The organism is Paenibacillus sp. RC84 (genome assembly GCF_041260495.1).
In the GTDB taxonomy this organism is placed as follows: domain Bacteria; phylum Bacillota; class Bacilli; order Paenibacillales; family NBRC-103111; genus Paenibacillus_F.
The window spans coordinates 176,476-195,311 of the sequence record NZ_JBGBYL010000010.1 but is presented as its reverse complement, the minus strand read 5'-3'; the positions used below and the strand labels follow the sequence as shown (position 1 = coordinate 195,311).

The following is an 18,836-nucleotide window of genomic DNA, read 5'->3' as shown; positions in this document are numbered from 1 at the left end:
ATGAGCACAAACGAAACAACTTCACCAAGTAAACGTTACAAGAAGGAAAGCCCGGCTAACCATTACTTTTCGTATATTGCTTCGATTCTCCTGACCATGATTGCTTTCGCGCTTGTCATGTACGGCGGCTTGGATAAGTCTTTCCTGTACGCATTCCTTATTTTCATGGCGTTGATCCAAATAGCCCTTCAACTTGCTTATTGGATGCACATGAAGGAAAAAGGCCACTTGTTCCCGATCGTGGGAATTATCTTTGGAGGCATAGTCGCCTTAACGGCCGTAGCCGCTGGGGTTTACTGGACCTGGTGGTAAGATAAAAAGAAGAAGAGCGGCTTCGTTGGCTATTGTTGCAACAGGCCGCTCCTTTTTTCATCCGGGCCAGAAAATAAAAGGTAAAGGAGCTGACACAGCGATGGGTTTTTTTGAGATGTGGAACCCTGTTGTTCTGCTGTTCGTTGTCGTTGTCGGTCTCGTCTATCGCAGTTTGACCTCTCCTTCCAAGGCGGCGGCCGCGGGAGAAGAACCTGTAAGTTCCAAGGTCAAGCTCTCGTTCTACACCGGAATTGCCTTGTTCTACATCGGGCAGGGAAGCCCGATCAACTATCTGGGTCATCACTATCTGTTCAGTGTTCATATGCTGCAGCAGTCTCTCTTGTATCTGATCATGCCGATCTTTATCTTGAACGGGCTGCCGGCCTGGTTGATCCGTCCTCTTTTCAAAGGGACGGTTATGAACCGTCTGCTGCGATTCTTCACCCATCCGCTGATTTCGGTTCTGGCGTTTAACCTGCTTTTCTCGATTTACCATCTGCCGCTTATCATGGATACCCTGATGGAAAACGAATGGATGCTGCTCGGTTATCACGGAATCCTGCTGTTTACGGCTTTCGCCATGTGGTTCCCGGTCTTCACGCCGCTGCCGGAGCACGAAAAGCTGTCCAGCCTGATGAAATTGGCTTATATCGCGGTGAACGGAATTTTGCTCACTCCGGCCTGTGCGCTCATTATTTTCGCGAGCGAACCGATCTATGCGATGTATGCAAATGTGGTAATCCCGTTCAATGCGCTGCCTTTGCTTGACGACCAACAGCTTGGCGGAGTCCTGATGAAAGTGATTCAAGAAATTGTTTACGGTTCTGCCCTTGCTATGATTTTCTTCAAGTGGTATCGTACGGAGAGGGCACAAGAGGACGAATTGTCGGACGACCCGCAGGGAAACAACGGTCTGACGACGGCTTGAGTTTTTGCCACTGACTCTGTGTCTTAATATAGGGAATGGATGGGATTTAAATCATGCATGTACTGCCGACGATCAGCACGATGTTCATCGTGATCAGCGCCATCTTCGTCGCTTTCGGTTGGTATCAGATTCGTAAGGGCAACCGGGAGACTCATACGAAATTGATGATTGCGGGGGCAATCTCTGCGCTGATCTTTTTCACCATTTATATGTCGCGTACCATCTTTCAAGGCAATACTTCATTTGACGGACCGGAAAGCCTTAAGCTTGCGTACCATATCTTTTTATTTTTCCATATTACGCTCGCTACGGTGGGAGCCGTGTTCGGTATCGTCACCTTGATTCTGGCTTTCAAAAAGAACTGGATACGCCACCGGAAAGTAGGCCCTATTACGGCAACCATTTGGATGTTCGTGGCACCTACGGGCGTAGTGGTTTACATTCTGCTCTATATTCTGTTTCCTGGCGGGGAGACGAAACCTCTTATCGATGCGATTTTTGGCTTGTAAAAGTACAGAAGCTTTACACATAGCCGCGTAGGCGAGATTAAACAGCCTTTTGTTTTCTAACGAAAACAGGGGGCTGTTTTTTTGTTTTGTGACAAACGGAGTGATAAGGAGGGAGTAAATATGAGGGAGTGAGTAGGTGGCAGGGGGGATAGGGCGGAACTTATAAGGTAAGGTAGCGAGCAAGAAAAGTGAGCAGGAGCAAGTGTGTATGGGGTGGAGAATAGGGGGCAGAAAAAAGTGGAAAAGGGGTTGCGGAAGTGTGTGCTTACTGTTAATATAAATATACACAGTAATCACAGCAAGCACAGTGAGTACAGTAAACACAGTGAGGTGTTCGCATGAGTGTGTGGAAAAATGTATGGTGGCTGACCAAACAAGATATTAAAATGGTCCGCTATGGTGGATATATCTGGAGCCTGCTTTATTATTTGAATGCCATGTTTGTGCTCTTTGTTTTCATGAAGCCCGAAGTTTCGATGGAGGGCGGGGTGAACGGGTTTTTGACGGTGGTGTTCAACCTGTTTGTCCTATCGGTCATTCAAGTGGTCGGTTACCCGATTGATACAAGAAATATGAACTATTGGAAAAACGATGCCTATACGAAGCGAATTATGCAGTTGAAAATGCTGCCGGTCACAAATAAGGAAATCGTGACGAGCCGATTTTTGGTTTACATCCTGTACTCAAGCTTTTTTATTCTTCTTCTGCATGTGGGCATCCGTGTGATGATGTCCCTGCAATGGCTCGAACCGGTAGGATGGGGGACGTGGCTGGGCATGATCTTCTTCTGGTGGGGAACGGTGCTCGCCGTCGGTTCATTTTACCTGTACGGAGAAATGTCGATGAAGGGAAAAGCCTTCTTCCGTTTCAGTCTGCTGATGCTCTTGGCCACTCTGATCTTTTCCATTCTGCTATGGTGGACCGGGAATTACATGGTATGGCCTCTTGTGATAAGCAGTGTTGAACGATACGGGGTGACTGTGCCGGCTTGTTCGGTCATAATCGGTGCGACTGCGTTGGGAATCTCGTGGAAGATCCTCGGGAGAAAGATCGGACACCGGGATTTGTTTGCATCATGAGTGACGTACCTTTTGCCTAAAATGACGAAAGTTTGAAAGCAGGTGATGCAGTTGCATATTCCGATCCAAATTTCACCGGATAATCCGGAGCCGTTATATCATCAGATTCAAGTTCAGCTCAAAGAGCTAATCCTCAGCGGGCATTTGCCAGAAGGTACGCTGCTGCCATCCATCCGCGAGTTTGCAAAAGATTTGTCATGCAGCGTTATCACGATCCGGCGTGTGTATCAGGATCTGGAGAACGAAGGTATTCTGAGGACCCGTCAGGGAACCGGCACTTTTGTCGCCAAGGTGGGCACAGTGACCCGAGAGCAATACCGGAAGGAAGCGGTGGTGGAAGCGATGAAAGATGCTCTGCGCAGCGGACTGCGTGTCGGCTGTACCATTGAGGAACTCAAGCAGTTGTTTGAAGAGGCTTTGCTGGAAATTACGAACGAGGGACAGGGAACACCTGAGAATCGTCAGCCGGGCACGAATAATTCGCAAAATAAAGGATCGACGAATACGGAAGTCCCTGGTTTGGCCAAAGCTGCCGTCGAACCGGAAGAAGGGGGAAGCGGAAATGAATAGGGAGGCTGGGTGTTACGGAGATTGTGCCATCCGGCTGTCCGGGGTGGACAAGATGCTGGGCGATATGCGCCTCGGGCCGCTCGAACTGGAGGTGGAAACCGGAACAGTGGTGGCTCTGGTCGGACAAAACGGCTCGGGCAAAAGCACGATTTTCCGCATGCTCATGAATTTGACCAAAGCGGACAGCGGTAAGGTGGAGCTGCTCGGCAGGCTGTACGGAGAGGACGATACCGAAACCGACATCAAGCGACGTATCGGTTATGTGCCCGAGGAGTCGAACTGGGAAGAGCTCGGCTGCACGACGATCGGAGAGCTCCACGATTTCGTATGCCGCTGGTATCCGACGTGGAACGAAACCCTCTACCGCGGCATGATGGAAGAGTTTGAGCTTAGCGGCAAGCTGAAACTGAAGACGCTGTCCAAGGGAATGAAGCGCAAGCTGAGCTACATTCTGGCAGCCGCTCACGAGCCTGAACTGCTGCTGTTGGACGAAGCGACGTCCGGTCTGGACCCTTTTGCCACCAAGCGGATGATAGAACATCTAGTGAAGTTTATGGAACGGGAAGGCCGGAGTATTTTCTTCTCTACCCATGTGATGGAGGAAGTCCGGCGGCTTGCGGACTACATCGTGTATATCAACCGGGGCCGCCTCATAGGTGTCTATGAGAAGGATCAACTGCTGGATGACTGGAAGCGCATATGGGTCCGCGAAACGCCGCAGCCGGCTTCAGGTCCCCTGCCCGGTGTAGTGTCCATGGGTACAGGAGATCACGGAGGGCTGATCCCGATTATATCCCGGTCCTCCAGTGAAACGGAAGCGGCGCTCGCTTCGCAGGGTAACTTACCGGTGCGGACGACCGCTATGGAACTTGAAGATATTTTGGAGCTTTTGACTCAGGAGAAGATAGCGAAAAAGGCAGAAAACAAAGAGAGATAGAGAAAAATCAACCATTCAATCGAGAAGGGAGCAATCACTATGTTGCCGCTGGAACTGGAACACGTTACGAAACAATATGGAGAGAAAACGGCCGTCAACGGAATTTCCCTGCAAGTGAAGCCGGGAGAGATTTACGGTTTGCTCGGAGGAAACGGCGCGGGAAAAACGACGACGATGCGTATGTCGCTCGGACTTATTTATCCCGATGGAGGAACCATTCGCTGGAACGGCAAGGGGTACGGCGACGAACTGCGCAGATTGATGGGGTATCTTCCCGAGGAACGGGGACTGTACCCGAAATACAAAGTATCGGAGCAGCTCATTTACTTAGCGGAACTCCGGGGCATTAAGCGGAAGCAGGCGGACCGGACGCTGAAGGAGTGGCTGGCCAAGTTCGAAGTGCCCGAATACTACGATAAGCGTGTAGAGGAGCTGTCCAAAGGAAATCAGCAGAAAATCCAGTTTATCGCGTCCGTTCTGCACGACCCGTCGATCATTATCATGGACGAAACGTTCAGCGGCCTGGACCCGGTTAACGTCGAGCTTTTGAAAGGAACGGTCAAAGAGCTTCGGGACAAGGGAAAAGCGATTTTGTTTTCCAGCCACAGGATGGATCATGTCGAAGAGCTTTGCGAGAATATTTGCATCCTGCATAAATCCAACACGGTGTTGCAGGGCAACCTGCGCGAGATCAAGCAGTCGTTCCCGAAAGAGCGCGTTCTTCTGGAAACGAAGGAGGCGGTCCCTGGATTGGAGACGATCGAAGGAGTCGCTTCCGTGGAAAAGCATCTGAACGGCTACGAGATCCGTATCCGGGAAGCCGGCGCCGCACAGCGTATTTTGGCCCACGCGGCCGCAGCGACGGATATTTACCGCTATCAGCTCATGGAGCCGACGTTGAACGAAATCTTTATCGCAAAGGTGGGATCGTCTCATGAATAGCATGCTGACCGTGATCCGGTTTACCCTCTTGAACCGGTTAAAAACGAAGTCGTTCAAAATCACGACGCTTATTTTCGTACTGCTGATCTCGGCCGTTGTGAATCTCCCGGCTATCATCCAGCAATTTTCCAAAGAAGACGGCAAGGAAGCCGTCAAAATCGGGGTGATGGCTAACGGCACCGATATTCAGCAGAAGCTGACGGATTATTTTGCCGCTGCCAAGACAGGCACGGGTACCATTGAAATTGTACCGCTGGAAAGCAAGGGCGGTGCGGAGGCGGATGCCGCACTGATCCGTGAAAAACTGAAAAACAAGGATGTCAAAGGTGTCCTGACCGCTAAACCGGCAGGCGCCGGGGAATTCCCGCAGCTTCTCTATCAAACGGGAGCAAGCGGGTTCTCGATGAATCCGGGCACCGATGAGACGGCAGGCCTTCTGAAAACGGCTCTCCAGACGATCAAGACAAACAGCGCGATTGCTCAAGCAGGCATAGAGCCTGCCGTGCTGGCGAAGATCCAGGAGCCCGTCAAGCTGACGACGGAAACGGTAGCCTTGAAGGAAGCGGAAACGCCGGCTAAATCCAAGGAAGAGCTGGGAATTGCTTTTATCCTGGTCTATGCCTTGCTGTTCCTGCTTTACATGAGCGTAATCGGCTACGGAAGCATGGTTTCCACCGAAATCACCGCGGAAAAAAGCTCGCGCGTGATGGAGATTCTGATCTCCAGCGGTTCGCCGCTTAAGCAGATGTTCGGCAAAATCATCGGCATCTGCCTGATGGGACTGCTGCAAAACGTGGTGTTCGGCATAGTGGTCGCCGTGAACCTGACTCTTCCTTGGAACGGGGCGGCGCTGCAGTCGATGGATCTGGATTTGTCCCTCATTCCTTATGGATTGCTCGGCTACTTCCTTCTGTTTTACCTGGGCGGGTTCTTTATCTACGCGACTATTTTCGCGGCAATCGGTTCGCTTGTCAGCCGCAGTGAGGAAGTGCAGCAGGCCGTTATGCCGGTCACGCTACTTATCATCATCGCCTTTATGACGGCTATGTTCGGGCTGCAGAATCCCGAGGCTCCGTTCGTCATCGCGATGTCGTATGTGCCGTTCTTCTCGCCGCTCATTATGTTCCTGCGTATCGGTCTTGGAAGTCCGGCTTGGTGGGAAATCACGATTTCAATCGCGATCATGCTCGGTTCGATCTTCGTGCTGGGCTGGCTGTCGGCGAAAATTTACCGCACCGGCGTGCTGATGTACGGCAAACGCCCATCGTGGAAGGAACTGCGGAAAGCGATGAAGGCTTTTCAGGCGTAAAGTGCATCCGCACATCCGTTTCCGTAGGTAGTAGTAACGGGTTAACACCCGATTTAAAGCTATTCTTCTCATCTATGTTTAGGAGGCAGGTTTGAACATGAAAAGTCATCTATGGAGCAAGTGGAGCCGCAAGACGGCAGCCGGCGTATTAGGGGTTACGATTCTGCTCGGGGGAACAAACTTAACCGTAAGGGCAGAGCAAGCTCCCGCTCCAACCCCATCTATCAGCACGTGGTCCCTCTCTACTCTTAACGAGGGAGAGAAATACGGAATCTACCCGACGGGCTGGTACTATGACGGCAAGTTTCAACAAGCGATTGACGCTGTAAAGTTTAAATCGTTAATCGAAAGCACGGCGGCCAAACTCGATCAGCTCGGTTTCAGTAAAAAAGATCTCCCTCTGCCGGCATCGGAAAATAAAGTGATCACCAGAGACACGGTTATGCGTGCCATGCACGGGTTACTGGCCCGCTACGAGCTGCCGGCCGCTTTCGGGATCGGATCTTCTTCACCGATCGAATATCTTCAGCAGAAAGGCATCGTACAGGGATCAAGCGAAGGATTGGAGCTCGATCAGCCTTGTACGGCCGAACAGGCCGCCGTACTCGCCTCGAGATTGGTGGAATTCAGTTACGATACGGCAGGGCAAGGAGCGAAAGGCGTATTCTGGAAGGTGAAGCATAACAATAACACCCTGTACCTGCTTGGGTCGGTCCACCTGGGAATCCCCGAGATGTATCCGCTCCAGAAAAACATAAGGGAAGCCTTCGAATCTTCGGATGATCTGTGGGTGGAAGCCGATACTTTATCCGGGGATATGAGCTATTTCGCCAATCTGATGGTGTATGACGACGGCACGAAGATCCAGGATCATGTGTCTAAAGAAACGTACGAGAAGATGCAAAAAGTACTTAAAAAAATGGAGATTCCGGAGCAGGCGTTCGACGAGTATAAGCCCTTTGCCGTCTCCAGCAATTTATCCATGCTTTCCCTGTTCGATCGGCCCGAACAAATTACAGCGGCATCGGCGTCCGGAATTGATCACTATTTTCTCACTAAAGCGCTGCTGACGGGCAAACCGGTCCATGAACTGGAAGGAATTAAATTTCAAGCGGACGTGTTCAACTCTTTGACTCCCGAAGCCCAGGAGAAGGATCTGAACAGCCTGCTGGATACTCTGCTTGCGGACGGAGGCAAGGAAGGGGCCGACTCCTTCAAACAGCTTCAACTGGATTGGAGCAAGGGCGATGCGAAAGGCGTTGCGGACGGACTTGTCCGGGGCGGCTTGATGGAAGGCGAGCTGAACAAGAAACTGATCGGCGAGCGCGACAAAAACATGGCCAAGAAAATTGCGGATCTTCTGGAGCAGGACGGGGAAAGAACTACTTTTGTGGTCGTCGGCTCTGCGCATTATGTGGTGAAAGATATGGTCATCGACCAGTTGAAAGCGAAAGGTTATGACGTTCAGCCGGTTAAATAAGCGGAAATCGGAAGCGTAAAACGTGGATGACAGGCGGTCTCTTCAAATATCTTGGGAATATGACGGCAAAATGAACGACAATTTATCCTAGAGACATTGATATTACAGAGTTTTGTAAATCTACTTTCGTGTGTACGATATAGGGATAAAAACGTAACCAGTCATCTTAGATGGCTGGTTATTCTATTTTCGTAAATTAATTAAAGCCCAGAGAATTAAGCTAACGGCCAGTTTATTTGAAGATTAATTACGGTGAACCGTATCATAAGTAACGGCAGAGTGTTGATGTGAAAAGGTATCAAGTGACAACAATAAGTCTTTGTAAAAAGATGTTTTTTGTTATTTTGCTTGTTTAAAAGATTTAATGGATCGTATTAATTGTTCATTTAAAGATTGCTTTTTTGTAGTTTCCGTATCAGTTAGGTCTGGTATCACATCCGCGATTACACTTGTAATATCTTTAAAAGCATCTAGAATTTTTACAGAATCATTTAGACAATTGAGAATTTTATCAGAGTATTGGATTATTTTTTTTGAATTAAATGGCGGAGTTTCGGTGTCACTTATATAATATCTCAACATCATAAGCATGTGATATCTAAATTTTCTGTACAATGTATCGATACTTTTATTTCTAAAGAAAAACTCAAGTTTATATAATGCATATGTGCTTGTGTAATACGGCAACAATTCATGAGACTCGTTAAATGTTCTCCCACTCATGTCTTTCACAAGAATACCATAATATCGACTGGCGGTATGTGGTTGATCAAGAAACATAGAGGCGAAGCTTTTTAACTGGGTTGGAATATTGACAATTCGGACTTTCTCAATGTCTGTCAGTGAATTAAATTGTTTAGAGCGCCTTTCATAATATAGTTTTGCATTACCCTCGAAGGTTTCATAAAAAGATTCTAGCTTTTTATGGAACTCTGATAAGGCAATCAATTGTTCATCCGTCACTTCAGTCTGACGATTTGTTGCTTTGATAATTTTGTTAATAATCTCCTCATTTTTAGTGCTAATCAACTTTATTGGTATGTGAACCTTACTTTGCTTCAAGTTATCCTTATTGTTATATAGAACATGGCTTGTCTGACAACCATTAACAACCTGGTAATCTTCCAAAGTAAACTTATTTCTGATATATGTTAGCGTTTTTGAAACAACAGTAACTCCATTATTTAGTACAACAAAAGAATTAGCATCATCAGATTGTAGTGTAGAATTTATTTCGACGTTAACGCTATTGTCCCCTTGAAAATCTCGAACATTATCGTAAAAAATTGATTTTCTTATCTTTTCGTTTTCATCAATAATCAAATTGAAGTATTCCTCGACAGGCAAGGTGCCTAGGTAGGCCTGCTCAATACCGTCAATTTCCGGCAACAAAACTTTATTGTCAAAATTAATTTCTTTTTTTACAATGTCTTTGGTATTACGATAATATTTTTGGATAGTGTCTGCATCGACTGGGAAAAAATCTACAGCATTGAATAGTTTCAATCCGTAGAGATCCTTCTTTATTACATCAATACGAGCAAGCAGGTTAGGATCATCTTGCCATTTTCCTGTTGAAACATAGTATAGAGTGCAATTTGGTTTTTCTTTCATCTGTGGGAACTTGCTGATTATGTACTCGATTATTTTTGATTTTTCCTGAATAAATTCGTTTCTTACCAACTGGGGGTTCTCTGAGAAAAAATCGATAGCACCGAAGCCAAAAGTCCCGATTTCGCCACCTTCAAAATTGGCAGATGTCTTGGATTGTATTAAAACAAAATGCACATCTTGCAACGAATTGTTCATCTTAATTAGATCGTCTATCTCATCAACGGATGTCACAAGCTTTCCATTAGCAATAATAGCTATACCATCAATGCCACAATCTCCACCTTCACCTACAGCAATATCTTGAATTTCAAAACTTTCATCGTATTCTTTAGATACGATGCAAAAGTTTACAAAGTGTTCAAACAACTTGCTTGTATCACTAATTGTAATTTGTTGTGATTTAGAAAAATCATCTAGATAACTCTTTGTAATTCTGTCCACTTAGAAACACCACTCTCTAAGATTATTATACAAATTATTATACCAGTTATTTCATGTTTAGCGAGATTAACCGTTTATAATGAACGCAGGAAAATATAAAGTGTTTCTTGCCGTTACAGACAGCACGGTGAACCGTATCATAAGTAACGGCAAGTTTTTGGGAAAACTCGGAGGGGGCTTTTGCTTACGAAAAGCAAAAAGCCCCCTCCGCCGTTTTGGCGAAAAGGGCCAACTCAAAAAAATGCTCTTGGACGGTCGAGTCAAGTTCCAGTTCGATGCCTTCGACCTTGCACCCGCCTTTGATGTGGATCGGCATGACCACCGTTTGGAGGAGTGTTTTTTGCGTTTCGAGAGGCTATTCGGTAGCAGTTTTTGAAACTGCGTGAGTGCCTGCCGGACTTGCTGGAGCGCGATGGGATCGGATTGCTGTCCGCCAACTGTCCTTCTGTTTCGGCTTTGCGCCGCGACTTTGTACGTATGGAGTTATCTACATCGAGCAGTTCGACGTACTTGGAGTGCCATCATGAACAGGAAAATGTAGTATGGTTGGTTGCTTTTTTTCTTTGAAATTAATGTCACATTACTTCAAGTTCGTTAGTTATATTGGCGTATTTAACATCGATCTCAGGGAGGAGGAAAAGCGGTATGAATATCGAGGAAGTAATTCGACGGGTCAGGAAAGGAGATTCAAATGCTTTCGAGCCAATTATTCACGCTTATCAGCAGAGACTGTTCGCCTATTGCTTCTATATGTTGGGGAATCGACATGCATAACGAAAAAGAGGGGCAGGCTACCCCTCTTTTTTACATTTCGTTGCCTTTTCCTACGCCGCGCTCCAAAATGGCGGAGGCAATGCGAAATTCGAGCGGTTTGCGGCCCTCATCTGGACTTACAGTATTTTGCCAACTCTCCAACTTCCGTCATTAAATACAAGGTTCGGGTCTGGATCGTATAGTTACGGCAACGCCCCCGGCTCGGTCCTATCAGCGGACCGTACCTGTTTGAACTTCGTCTTCCAACCATACGTGCCTTTGCGCCACAGCCACTCCAGCGGACCTTGCGAGAAACGAGCCAGCCAAATACGACTTAATACAACTTGCACGGCATAGACGCCGAGACAGTAGAACAAGACTTGCCATAAGTGCAGAGCCGCCGTGTTCTCCACGAACAGGGCTACGCCAAGCATCGTCACAACCGTATGCATCACATAGTTCGTCAGCGCCATTCTTCCCGCATAGCTGAGCGGGGACAGCAGCTTTTTTCCACGAGCACTGGCATGCAATCTGATGAGCGACACCACATAGAACAGCGCCAACGCCTTGCCTTGGATAAAGAGAAACAGAATGATGCCAGAACTTGTGTAGACCGGTTCGGTTGCATAATGGACCACGATCGGAATGCTCAGCAGCACCGAAGATGCCAAAGAAATCCATTGCACACGGGGCAGCAGGCGACCAGCCTGTGCATCCAGACGCTGCAGCAAGCCTGTTTTCGCAACAAACAGACCGAACAGAAACAAGGGCAGCGTATCCAGCAAAAAAATAACAGTCGTCGCCCACTTCTCAGGAAGATAAATGGTGGCGCGCGCCACAAATTCGGCTGCATAGTCCGAAATGGCGTTGTAAGACTCCGGAACAGTTACCGCCGCCGTTGCAGACGGTACGATAACATACGTGACGATCCCCACAACGAGCCAGAATGTAACCATAAGCGACATGGCCCAAATCAGAATCGTTTTCGGTTTTCTTTTGTAAAACAGCAGCATCGCCAGTCCATGCACCGCATAGAATTCCAGGACATCGCCTTCCCACAAAAGCAGTCCATGCAGCAATCCGAAGCCCAGCAGGACGGCTGAACGCCGCAAATAGACACGCGGGGCATTGTTCCCTTTCGCCTCTGCACGGCTGATAAAGAGCCAGAAACCAGCCCCAAACAACAAAGCGAAAATGGGGTAAAACTTGTTCGTCGCCAACAAATCGAAACCCAACTTCATAACCGAATCGAATCCTTCATACCCTCTGACCACATTCGCAGGCTGCATGCCGAGCATACTCGGCGCGTTGACCAGAAAAATACCCAAAATCGCGAATCCTCGGCAAATATCAAGCAACTGCACCCGATCTGTTTTTGAAATAGGCATCAAATTCATCGCATCCACCTTCTCCTAATAAATAAAATTCGTTCAATCCGGCCGTCAGCGCAATCAGCACGCCCGCCGCATCGTCAGCCCGGAATAAGCGGGCTGAGGGACATAGCCACTCTTGCGCAAGACGCTGCATAACAAGCGGTTGATGTCATCATCGTCTTCCACGACCATAATATGGACGGGTTTTTCCATTTGTTCACCTCTGGGGGCCGATATGGGCGTAGGTAGCAATTTAGTCTAGGTTATCCTATAAAAAAATTCTTAAGATGATGGGAAAGTTATTCTAAAGAAATTCTTAATTTTCTTCTAAAGCCCGAAGTGGAACCATCCGGCGACTCCCGGCAGCAAACATTTGATTTATATACACCAATCATTAAGGGCTCCGACTCGAGAAGGGTTATCCAGCGGATGGCTGCCTATAAGAAAGGGAGTATCTATGCAAATAGAATCGCTTAGTTATAGCGATAAGTTGTGGCAAGTCGTTGCTGACTATGCGCAAAATTGTCCATGGAAAGCAGGAGCCACTTTAGCGAAACAAATGAAAGAATGCCATTTTTCAGACTGGGAATCAGCGACCATGTTAATTTGTACGAAAAATATGGTTTCGTGAAGATAGATGAGAAAGAAGCACCTTGGGGAGCAATGGAGACAATTTTTATGCACCTGACGTAACATGCTGCCAAAGTAAAGGGCCATCCGTAAAGGATGGCCTTAAAACTTGCCGTTACAGACAGCGCGGTGAACCGTATCAAATAGGGCGAAATTTTTCGGTGGGATCAAGTAGAAGCTAATTAGCGTAGAAGAAGGCGAGGCCACGTATGAAATGCAGGCTTCGGAACAACATGCGAATCCGCAAGGCACATGCAACGGCGGCATCATCGGCATTCTTGCCGATATGGCCATGGAAATTGCCTACGGATCTACCTTGCAAGAAGACGAAACCTTCACCGCGATCGAGATGAAAGTAAACTTTTTTAGACCTGTGTGGAACGCCAAAATAAGGCCCATGCTACGCTGTATAAGCGGGGACAAACAATTGGATTCATCCAATGCAATACTACTGACGAGAACGGGAAACTCATCGCTCATGCCTCAAGCACTTGTATGACATTAAGGGGCGATAAAGCACAGGGCAGGTAGACCCGCAGGACATACCCATGAAACGAGCGGCGATGGCTTCAATGACTCGCTGTTTATTTGATGACAGGACTGATGCTGTATGCGACGATGTAATGGAATACAAATAAACGGCAGGTTAACAAGAGGAGGAAACATAGCATGCATGAAACAGTGCTCACGATCGCTTCGATGCAGACACTCGAAGAAGCTCTGGCCTTCAAAACACTTAACGAGGAATGGATCGCCCGAATCTTCACCATCGAAGAGGCGGACCGGGTCATCCTCGATAACCCGGTGGAGAACATCATGAACAGAGGAGGAGACGTACTCATCGCACGCGATGGCGATTCGATCGTCGGATGCGTTGCACTCGTGCCGACTGGGGCTGGCGTGTTCGAGCTCTCGAAGATGAGCGTTACACCCGAGTTGCGGGGGCGCGGATACGGACGGAAGATCATTCATGCCGCCATTAACCACGCACGTAGGCTTGGCGCAACATCGCTGTTTTTGGGCAGCAGCACCAAGCTACCGAACGCCGTTCATCTTTATGAATCGGTTGGATTCAAGCACGTTCCTGTCGAACGGATCGGGCCCATGCCCTATGTAAGAGCGGATGTGTTTATGGATATGGAACTAGTGAATACGAAGACAATATTATCGACGTAGACGTTCTGGTTTTAACGGGAGAATATAGCACAATAAAAGCAGCGGCAGTCTAAGATAATATTTTTCAAGTCTTAGTGGCCGTTGATCGTGAATTTCAGAAAGAAACGAAGAAACCAGGCAGCGGACCGCTGCCTGGTTTCTTTGCTATTTCGTTTTATTTATTCTTCAAATCAATTTTGAATACATCGCCCGCATGACCGCCGAAAACGATCAGCCCGCCCTCAGGCAGTACGGTCGAATAATTTTTGCTGATCTTGGAGAAGTTCACAAGCTTTCCCTTCGCATCATAAATGGCGAATCCCCCGCTTGCCGGAGCCTTAACGGTTAACACCCGGCCGGCTGATTGTTTATCAATCTTGTACCATATGGCCTGACCGTTGGATGGTATGCTGCGAATTGAGGAGCTTCCTTGGGAGAAGGGCTGAATACCATCTTCGTTGATATACGATTGTCCATCGATTGTTAAATACTCTGTATGATTCTTTTTATAAAAATTCAAGTCAAAAGAGTCTCTGCCGTTTATGACCGGAACAGCCGTTACATTGACGGCTTTATTCGGGTTCACAATTTTAGTGCCGGAGGCGTATCCGTAATCGGCATTAACGGTTATTTCTCTGGTTAAAAGCGCTTGGTTCCCATAACCGACGGAAGTTATTTTTTCATCCAAGGCGTAGTATTTCTTTCCGTTTCTTTGTTCCCATGCCTTTTTAGTTGTTTGGTCCAGACGGTTGGCATCCAGTTTTTGATATTCATAGGTGACCATAACCGTTTGACCTAATCCCGGAAGATTCAAATAAGCGTTAAGTTTTAAATAGGTGTTTCCATTTTTCGCTTGGTCAAAGCTAAGGGTTAAATTTCCATCTCTATTTTTGAATTGTCGTTTGCCCGTATAGACATATTTTTGAGCCGGTACCAATCCGCCGAACAGAGCGGGGAAATCAACCTCTCCGTTCTTGAACTCCAGATTTACCGTTTTACCCGTGGAACCGTACAATCCGGAGGAAGCCCGCAGCTCCGACGGCATATCCACTTTTACGGCCGGTTGGAATGTTTTTGCAGGCAAAATCTCTTTAATGATGCCTTTGGTTTTTAAATATTCCAGTAAAATAGTCGAGCTCATAATACTATTGAAAGTAGAGGACCCTCCTGATGAAAGCACCGCTACAGAAATATCATGTTCAGGCAGGGTGGTCAGATTTGCATGATACATTTGCGTATCCCCGCCTTTGGATAACGCCGTGATCCCGTAATCATCGAACGGGGCTAACTTGACGGCGTCCCAACCGAGGCCGTAATTAATGGTGTTGGTTTCTTCCGGAACCCACAGTCCCTTCCGATACTCGTGACTTTGCACGGCCTTGGCCGACTTCTCGGATAAAATATCCGTTCGGTTCCCGATCAGGACATCGCCGAACTTGCTTAGTTCTTCAGCCGTAGAGTAAATGCCTCCCGTCCCGATGAGATTGACATTTTCTACAGGCAAAGCCTGATCGTCCTCGGGAGCATACGTTTTTGCAAGCTTGTTTCTATCAAATGTATCGCGCGGTGTTTTGGTAGAGTTCAAATCAAGAGGCTTGCTAAAATGCTTATTCAGGAATTCGCTGTAGCTTAACCCGGTTACTCGTTCAACCAAGATTTCAAGCAGCTGAAAACCATCGTTGCAATAGACCGAAAACTCACCGGGGTCTGCCTTTAAGTGTTCGGATCGCAATTTGGCCAATAATTCATCATGAGCTTTCGTATCATTGTCATCGAACAAAAAGCCATTCTCATAGTGACTGCCGTAAAGTCCCGAAGAATGATTCATCAACATGCGCGGTGTAATTTTTTTGTACCGTTCATCAGCCATCTTAAAGTCTTTCAAATACGTGGTCAGCGGTTTATCGAGTTCAATCTGATTGGTATCCGCGAGCTTCATCGCTGCAGCCGTTACATACACTTTACTTACGGAACCTATTCCGAACATCGTGTCCTTCGTTACCGGGCTGTTGGCAGCTTTGTCTTTTAAGCCTGCGCTGCCGGATAGAACAACGGATCCGTGATCCCTGATCGCATACTGTATCCCGCTTACCCCATAGTCGGAAACAATCTTCGAAGCCAGTACCTTTGCCTTTTCCTTAACAGGATCCTGAGCCGTTTGAGCAAATGCAGAGGTGACCGGTACCGTTAAAAGCATGGTGGTTATCAATACGGAAACCATCTTCTTCATGAATAATTCCTCCTTGTGGTTCAGTTTGAAATTTACTTGCTGAATTAATCATATATGGAAAATGATAGATAGATAAAAAAACGCCCTGAAACGAAAAAAACAATCCCTAAACGACATATTGTCTAGGGATTGTTCGTTAAGAAGGGAAGGAGAACCATATTATTAAACTGTTTATGTTTCGTTTCAAGTGTCATATGACCGCCGTACTTGTCGCAAATTCTGGCGATATTGGTTAATCCGATCCCGTGAAATTCGGGATTAGGTTTCTGGCTGTGCAAGCGGGCGTCTTCCTTCTCCATATGGTTCAAGATGTGAATGAGAAGGGCAGACTCGGTCGCATGTATTTTGATAAGAATGTACCTGTCTTCCGCGATCTTGATATGTTTGGAAGCTTCAATTGCGTTATCCAGCATATTTCCCATAACCACACATAAGTCGTAACGGTCAATCGGGATTTCTTGCGAGCGCAGGTTAAGCTTGGTATCGATTCTTATCCCGTTGGCTTGCCCGATATCAAGTGTATTGGTGACAAGGGCGTCAATAACCAGATTTCCCGTATTCACCCTTTGATAGGCTCCTTCGACTTTGTTTAGGGTCGTTTTAATATGTTCCACTGCCGCCGCCGGCTCATTTCGCTTAATACACTCTTCGATATATAAAAACTGTTGGTTCGTATCGTGAATGATTCTTTTGATGGATTTGAAGCTGTGAACGACTTTCTCGTAATTCGCATCCTGATAGTCCATCTGCTGCTGGAGCTGGGCGTTCTCGTGCATGAATTGAAATTTATCCATAATCGTATCAAAAATATAGATAATCATCACGTTTAAGAAAAGAAAGCCGATGGCGGAAAGGAAAGAATAGAAGCTCTTATACGTTAGAATATTCAGGTGATAGAAACTTAGGAGCGGAATGACCAAGAATAGGACGTAGTAACGATAAGGCAAAGAGAAGCTTCTGCGTTTGGCAATGAGTCGTATAATCTGAATGACGACGAACATGATCATGCAGCTGAGGAAAATAAGCTTCGTGTAGGGAATTTGAGCGGCGGGCTGAGTTACAAGGTCAAGGGTGTCAAATTCAACGTTATCCAGCGTATATAAAATATAAAGGGAGATCGTATTAGAGATAGACATCAAAACGCCGTAAAGCAGGGAAAAAATGATTTTCATTCTAAATTCCACTTGATAAGAGTGCGCAATAGTAAATATGAGAAGCAAGGATACAATCGAAGATAACGCAGGCGATAAGGAAGTAACGAGGTACAGGTAATCGAGCAGCCCGAGGATAAGAAAGTAAATGATACGGTTGCGTTTGTGCGTGGTTTTATCGAAAACCGAGTTGAAGAAAAAATTAATTTGGACGGCCATTACAACTACCATGCTAAAGAAAATGGGCAAATTAGTTTGAATCATAGCCATCGACCTTCATAATCATAAATTTGGTGTATACATCTTTAACCTCTTTAACTTTAGAACGGCCTATGGGTAATTCCATGCCATTGGACATGAGAACAACTCCCTGGGCAAACTTTCTCACATGAAGCAGGTTAATAATAATGGATCGGTGGATTTGTAGAAATTTATGATCTTTTAAGGCAAGAGCATAATCTGAAATCGTTCCTTTGCTTTCATAGGTTTGATTAACGGTCGTAAAATGCAGCTTGCTTTTTATGGTTAAGCTTTTGGCAGCCTCGATGCTAATGAGGTCATCGTATTTGATAACGACTTCGTCATAGGCCGACTTGATGACCATAAATTTTTTATCAAGGGCTTGAAAGTATTGGCACAGCTTAATGATTTTCTCTTCCAGGACCCTAGGGGCGACGGGTTTGATCAAATACTGGAATGTCATGACGTCAAAACTTTCGACCATATATTCGGGGTAGCCGGTCAGAAAAATAATTTGTTCATCCAAGTGATTTAACTCTCTTATTCTTCGGGCGGTTTGAATGCCGTTAATCCCGCCCATTTCAACATCCAACAGTAAAATATGAAACGGGGTTTCCTGGCGCTCATAATAGGCTGAGAGCTGCTCGCCCGAGCTGAATAATTCGATTTCAAATTGTATGTTGGATTTTATCGACAAAGCGATCAGGATGTTTTTAACAAGTTCTCTTTGTTTTTCCTCATCGTCGCAAATAGCTACTCTGTACATAAGATGCACCCCTCAGTTCCATTCCCTTATTCTGGGACCCTATCTAAGCATGATATCATTTTTGAACTTTGTATAGATCATTTTTGGATGAAATGCACTTTTGAATCCCTCAAATCACTTTTTGCGCCTGTTCAAGTTTCGTGCGCCTTCTCCTCCTTAAGTTTCCGAAAAAAGAAAGCGGCTTATCTGAAAGGATCCGAGCGTTTTCAAGCATTCGGCGGTTTCATCTGTTCAAGCAAGTCCTGTGAGGATACGGAGCAATGGCTGGATGCGGGGGAGGCTTACCGTTCATTGACCGCTATTTAAGCTGGACGCAGTACAGGAAGTTTTAAGAGCGGCAACGAAGTTTGCCGAGTTCAAGAGAATGAGCAATCAAGGAAAACAAGAATTCATGGGGCCGCGCAGATCCTTTGAATT

The 18,836-nt window shown here is 46.6% G+C and carries 17 protein-coding genes; 12 read left to right on the top strand and 5 right to left on the bottom strand.

Going from position 1 to position 18,836, the window contains the following annotated elements:
* From ABH899_RS22440 to ABH899_RS22400, 9 genes are all read left to right on the top strand, one after another.
* Positions 1–312, top strand: a complete 312-nt coding sequence (locus tag ABH899_RS22440) for a cytochrome C oxidase subunit IV family protein (RefSeq protein WP_009671683.1) — start codon at positions 1–3, stop codon at positions 310–312.
* Between the two features lie 100 nt (positions 313–412).
* Positions 413–1,240, top strand: coding sequence for a cytochrome c oxidase assembly protein (locus tag ABH899_RS22435; protein WP_009671673.1), 828 nt, complete (start codon positions 413–415; stop codon positions 1,238–1,240).
* A gap of 53 nt (positions 1,241–1,293) precedes the next feature.
* Positions 1,294–1,749, top strand: coding sequence for a DUF420 domain-containing protein (locus tag ABH899_RS22430; protein ID WP_009671726.1), 456 nt, complete (start codon positions 1,294–1,296; stop codon positions 1,747–1,749).
* A 338-nt stretch (positions 1,750–2,087) separates the two neighbouring features.
* Positions 2,088–2,828: an ABC-2 transporter permease gene (locus ABH899_RS22425; protein WP_370000701.1), complete on the top strand. Its 741-nt coding sequence runs from the start codon at positions 2,088–2,090 to the stop codon at positions 2,826–2,828.
* A gap of 51 nt (positions 2,829–2,879) precedes the next feature.
* Positions 2,880–3,398: a GntR family transcriptional regulator gene (locus ABH899_RS22420; protein WP_370000699.1), complete on the top strand. Its 519-nt coding sequence runs from the start codon at positions 2,880–2,882 to the stop codon at positions 3,396–3,398.
* Positions 3,391–4,335, top strand: a complete 945-nt coding sequence (locus ABH899_RS22415) for an ABC transporter ATP-binding protein (RefSeq protein ID WP_370000697.1) — start codon at positions 3,391–3,393, stop codon at positions 4,333–4,335. Before ABH899_RS22420 ends, ABH899_RS22415 begins: the two co-directional genes overlap by 8 nt.
* Before the next feature lie 39 nt (positions 4,336–4,374).
* The gene (locus ABH899_RS22410) at positions 4,375–5,277 is read left to right on the top strand and encodes an ABC transporter ATP-binding protein (RefSeq protein WP_370000695.1); all 903 of its coding nucleotides are present in this window, start codon (positions 4,375–4,377) and stop codon (positions 5,275–5,277) included.
* The gene (locus ABH899_RS22405) at positions 5,270–6,586 is read left to right on the top strand and encodes an ABC transporter permease (protein WP_370000693.1); all 1,317 of its coding nucleotides are present in this window, start codon (positions 5,270–5,272) and stop codon (positions 6,584–6,586) included. Before ABH899_RS22410 ends, ABH899_RS22405 begins: the two co-directional genes overlap by 8 nt.
* Positions 6,587–6,683: 97 nt before the next feature.
* Positions 6,684–8,066: a TraB/GumN family protein gene (locus ABH899_RS22400; protein ID WP_370000691.1), complete on the top strand. Its 1,383-nt coding sequence runs from the start codon at positions 6,684–6,686 to the stop codon at positions 8,064–8,066.
* A gap of 339 nt (positions 8,067–8,405) precedes the next feature.
* On the opposite strand, the gene ABH899_RS22395 is transcribed toward ABH899_RS22400, so the two are convergent.
* Complete coding sequence (locus ABH899_RS22395) at positions 8,406–10,121, bottom strand: AIPR family protein (protein WP_370000689.1); 1,716 nt, start codon at positions 10,119–10,121, stop codon at positions 8,406–8,408.
* 79 nt (positions 10,122–10,200) lie between these two features.
* Between ABH899_RS22395 and ABH899_RS22390 the strand changes: the two genes are divergently transcribed.
* Entirely contained in the window at positions 10,201–10,497 is a 297-nt protein-coding gene (locus tag ABH899_RS22390) for a hypothetical protein (protein ID WP_370000687.1), read from the top strand.
* A gap of 580 nt (positions 10,498–11,077) precedes the next feature.
* Here the strand turns inward: ABH899_RS22390 and ABH899_RS22385 are convergent.
* Entirely contained in the window at positions 11,078–12,271 is a 1,194-nt protein-coding gene (locus ABH899_RS22385) for a DUF418 domain-containing protein (protein ID WP_370000685.1), read from the bottom strand.
* An 820-nt stretch (positions 12,272–13,091) separates the two neighbouring features.
* Between ABH899_RS22385 and ABH899_RS22380 the strand changes: the two genes are divergently transcribed.
* Together ABH899_RS22380 and ABH899_RS22375 are read left to right on the top strand one after the other, a co-directional pair.
* The gene (locus tag ABH899_RS22380) at positions 13,092–13,376 is read left to right on the top strand and encodes a PaaI family thioesterase (RefSeq protein WP_370000683.1); all 285 of its coding nucleotides are present in this window, start codon (positions 13,092–13,094) and stop codon (positions 13,374–13,376) included.
* Positions 13,377–13,546: 170 nt separating this feature from the next.
* Complete coding sequence (locus ABH899_RS22375) at positions 13,547–14,053, top strand: GNAT family N-acetyltransferase (protein ID WP_370000681.1); 507 nt, start codon at positions 13,547–13,549, stop codon at positions 14,051–14,053.
* A gap of 154 nt (positions 14,054–14,207) precedes the next feature.
* Here ABH899_RS22375 and ABH899_RS22370 read toward each other — a convergent pair whose 3' ends face one another.
* From ABH899_RS22370 to ABH899_RS22360, 3 genes are all read right to left on the bottom strand, one after another.
* Positions 14,208–16,262: a serine hydrolase domain-containing protein gene (locus tag ABH899_RS22370; RefSeq protein ID WP_370000679.1), complete on the bottom strand. Its 2,055-nt coding sequence runs from the start codon at positions 16,260–16,262 to the stop codon at positions 14,208–14,210.
* A gap of 122 nt (positions 16,263–16,384) precedes the next feature.
* The gene (locus ABH899_RS22365) at positions 16,385–17,677 is read right to left on the bottom strand and encodes an ATP-binding protein (RefSeq protein ID WP_370000677.1); all 1,293 of its coding nucleotides are present in this window, start codon (positions 17,675–17,677) and stop codon (positions 16,385–16,387) included.
* Complete coding sequence (locus ABH899_RS22360; RefSeq protein WP_370000675.1) at positions 17,664–18,419, bottom strand: LytR/AlgR family response regulator transcription factor; 756 nt, start codon at positions 18,417–18,419, stop codon at positions 17,664–17,666. The genes ABH899_RS22365 and ABH899_RS22360 overlap by 14 nt, the downstream gene beginning before the upstream one ends.
* Positions 18,420–18,836 lie beyond the last annotated feature (417 nt).

Bases quoted from the DNA above. Each gene is read 5' to 3' on its own strand.
- ABH899_RS22440 (WP_009671683.1), top strand. From the start codon at position 1: ATGAGCACAAACGAAACAACTTCACCAAGTAAACGTTACAAGAAGGAA.
- ABH899_RS22380 (WP_370000683.1), top strand. From the start codon at position 13,092: ATGCAGGCTTCGGAACAACATGCGAATCCGCAAGGCACATGCAACGGC.
- ABH899_RS22405 (WP_370000693.1), top strand. From the start codon at position 5,270: ATGAATAGCATGCTGACCGTGATCCGGTTTACCCTCTTGAACCGGTTA.
- ABH899_RS22430 (WP_009671726.1), top strand. From the start codon at position 1,294: ATGCATGTACTGCCGACGATCAGCACGATGTTCATCGTGATCAGCGCC.
- ABH899_RS22390 (WP_370000687.1), top strand. From the start codon at position 10,201: ATGAACGCAGGAAAATATAAAGTGTTTCTTGCCGTTACAGACAGCACG.
- ABH899_RS22400 (WP_370000691.1), top strand. From the start codon at position 6,684: ATGAAAAGTCATCTATGGAGCAAGTGGAGCCGCAAGACGGCAGCCGGC.
- ABH899_RS22415 (WP_370000697.1), top strand. From the start codon at position 3,391: ATGAATAGGGAGGCTGGGTGTTACGGAGATTGTGCCATCCGGCTGTCC.
- ABH899_RS22360 (WP_370000675.1), bottom strand. From the start codon at position 18,419: ATGTACAGAGTAGCTATTTGCGACGATGAGGAAAAACAAAGAGAACTT.
- ABH899_RS22365 (WP_370000677.1), bottom strand. From the start codon at position 17,677: ATGATTCAAACTAATTTGCCCATTTTCTTTAGCATGGTAGTTGTAATG.
- ABH899_RS22385 (WP_370000685.1), bottom strand. From the start codon at position 12,271: ATGAATTTGATGCCTATTTCAAAAACAGATCGGGTGCAGTTGCTTGAT.
- ABH899_RS22435 (WP_009671673.1), top strand. From the start codon at position 413: ATGGGTTTTTTTGAGATGTGGAACCCTGTTGTTCTGCTGTTCGTTGTC.
- ABH899_RS22410 (WP_370000695.1), top strand. From the start codon at position 4,375: ATGTTGCCGCTGGAACTGGAACACGTTACGAAACAATATGGAGAGAAA.
- ABH899_RS22370 (WP_370000679.1), bottom strand. From the start codon at position 16,262: ATGAAGAAGATGGTTTCCGTATTGATAACCACCATGCTTTTAACGGTA.
- ABH899_RS22375 (WP_370000681.1), top strand. From the start codon at position 13,547: ATGCATGAAACAGTGCTCACGATCGCTTCGATGCAGACACTCGAAGAA.
- ABH899_RS22425 (WP_370000701.1), top strand. From the start codon at position 2,088: ATGAGTGTGTGGAAAAATGTATGGTGGCTGACCAAACAAGATATTAAA.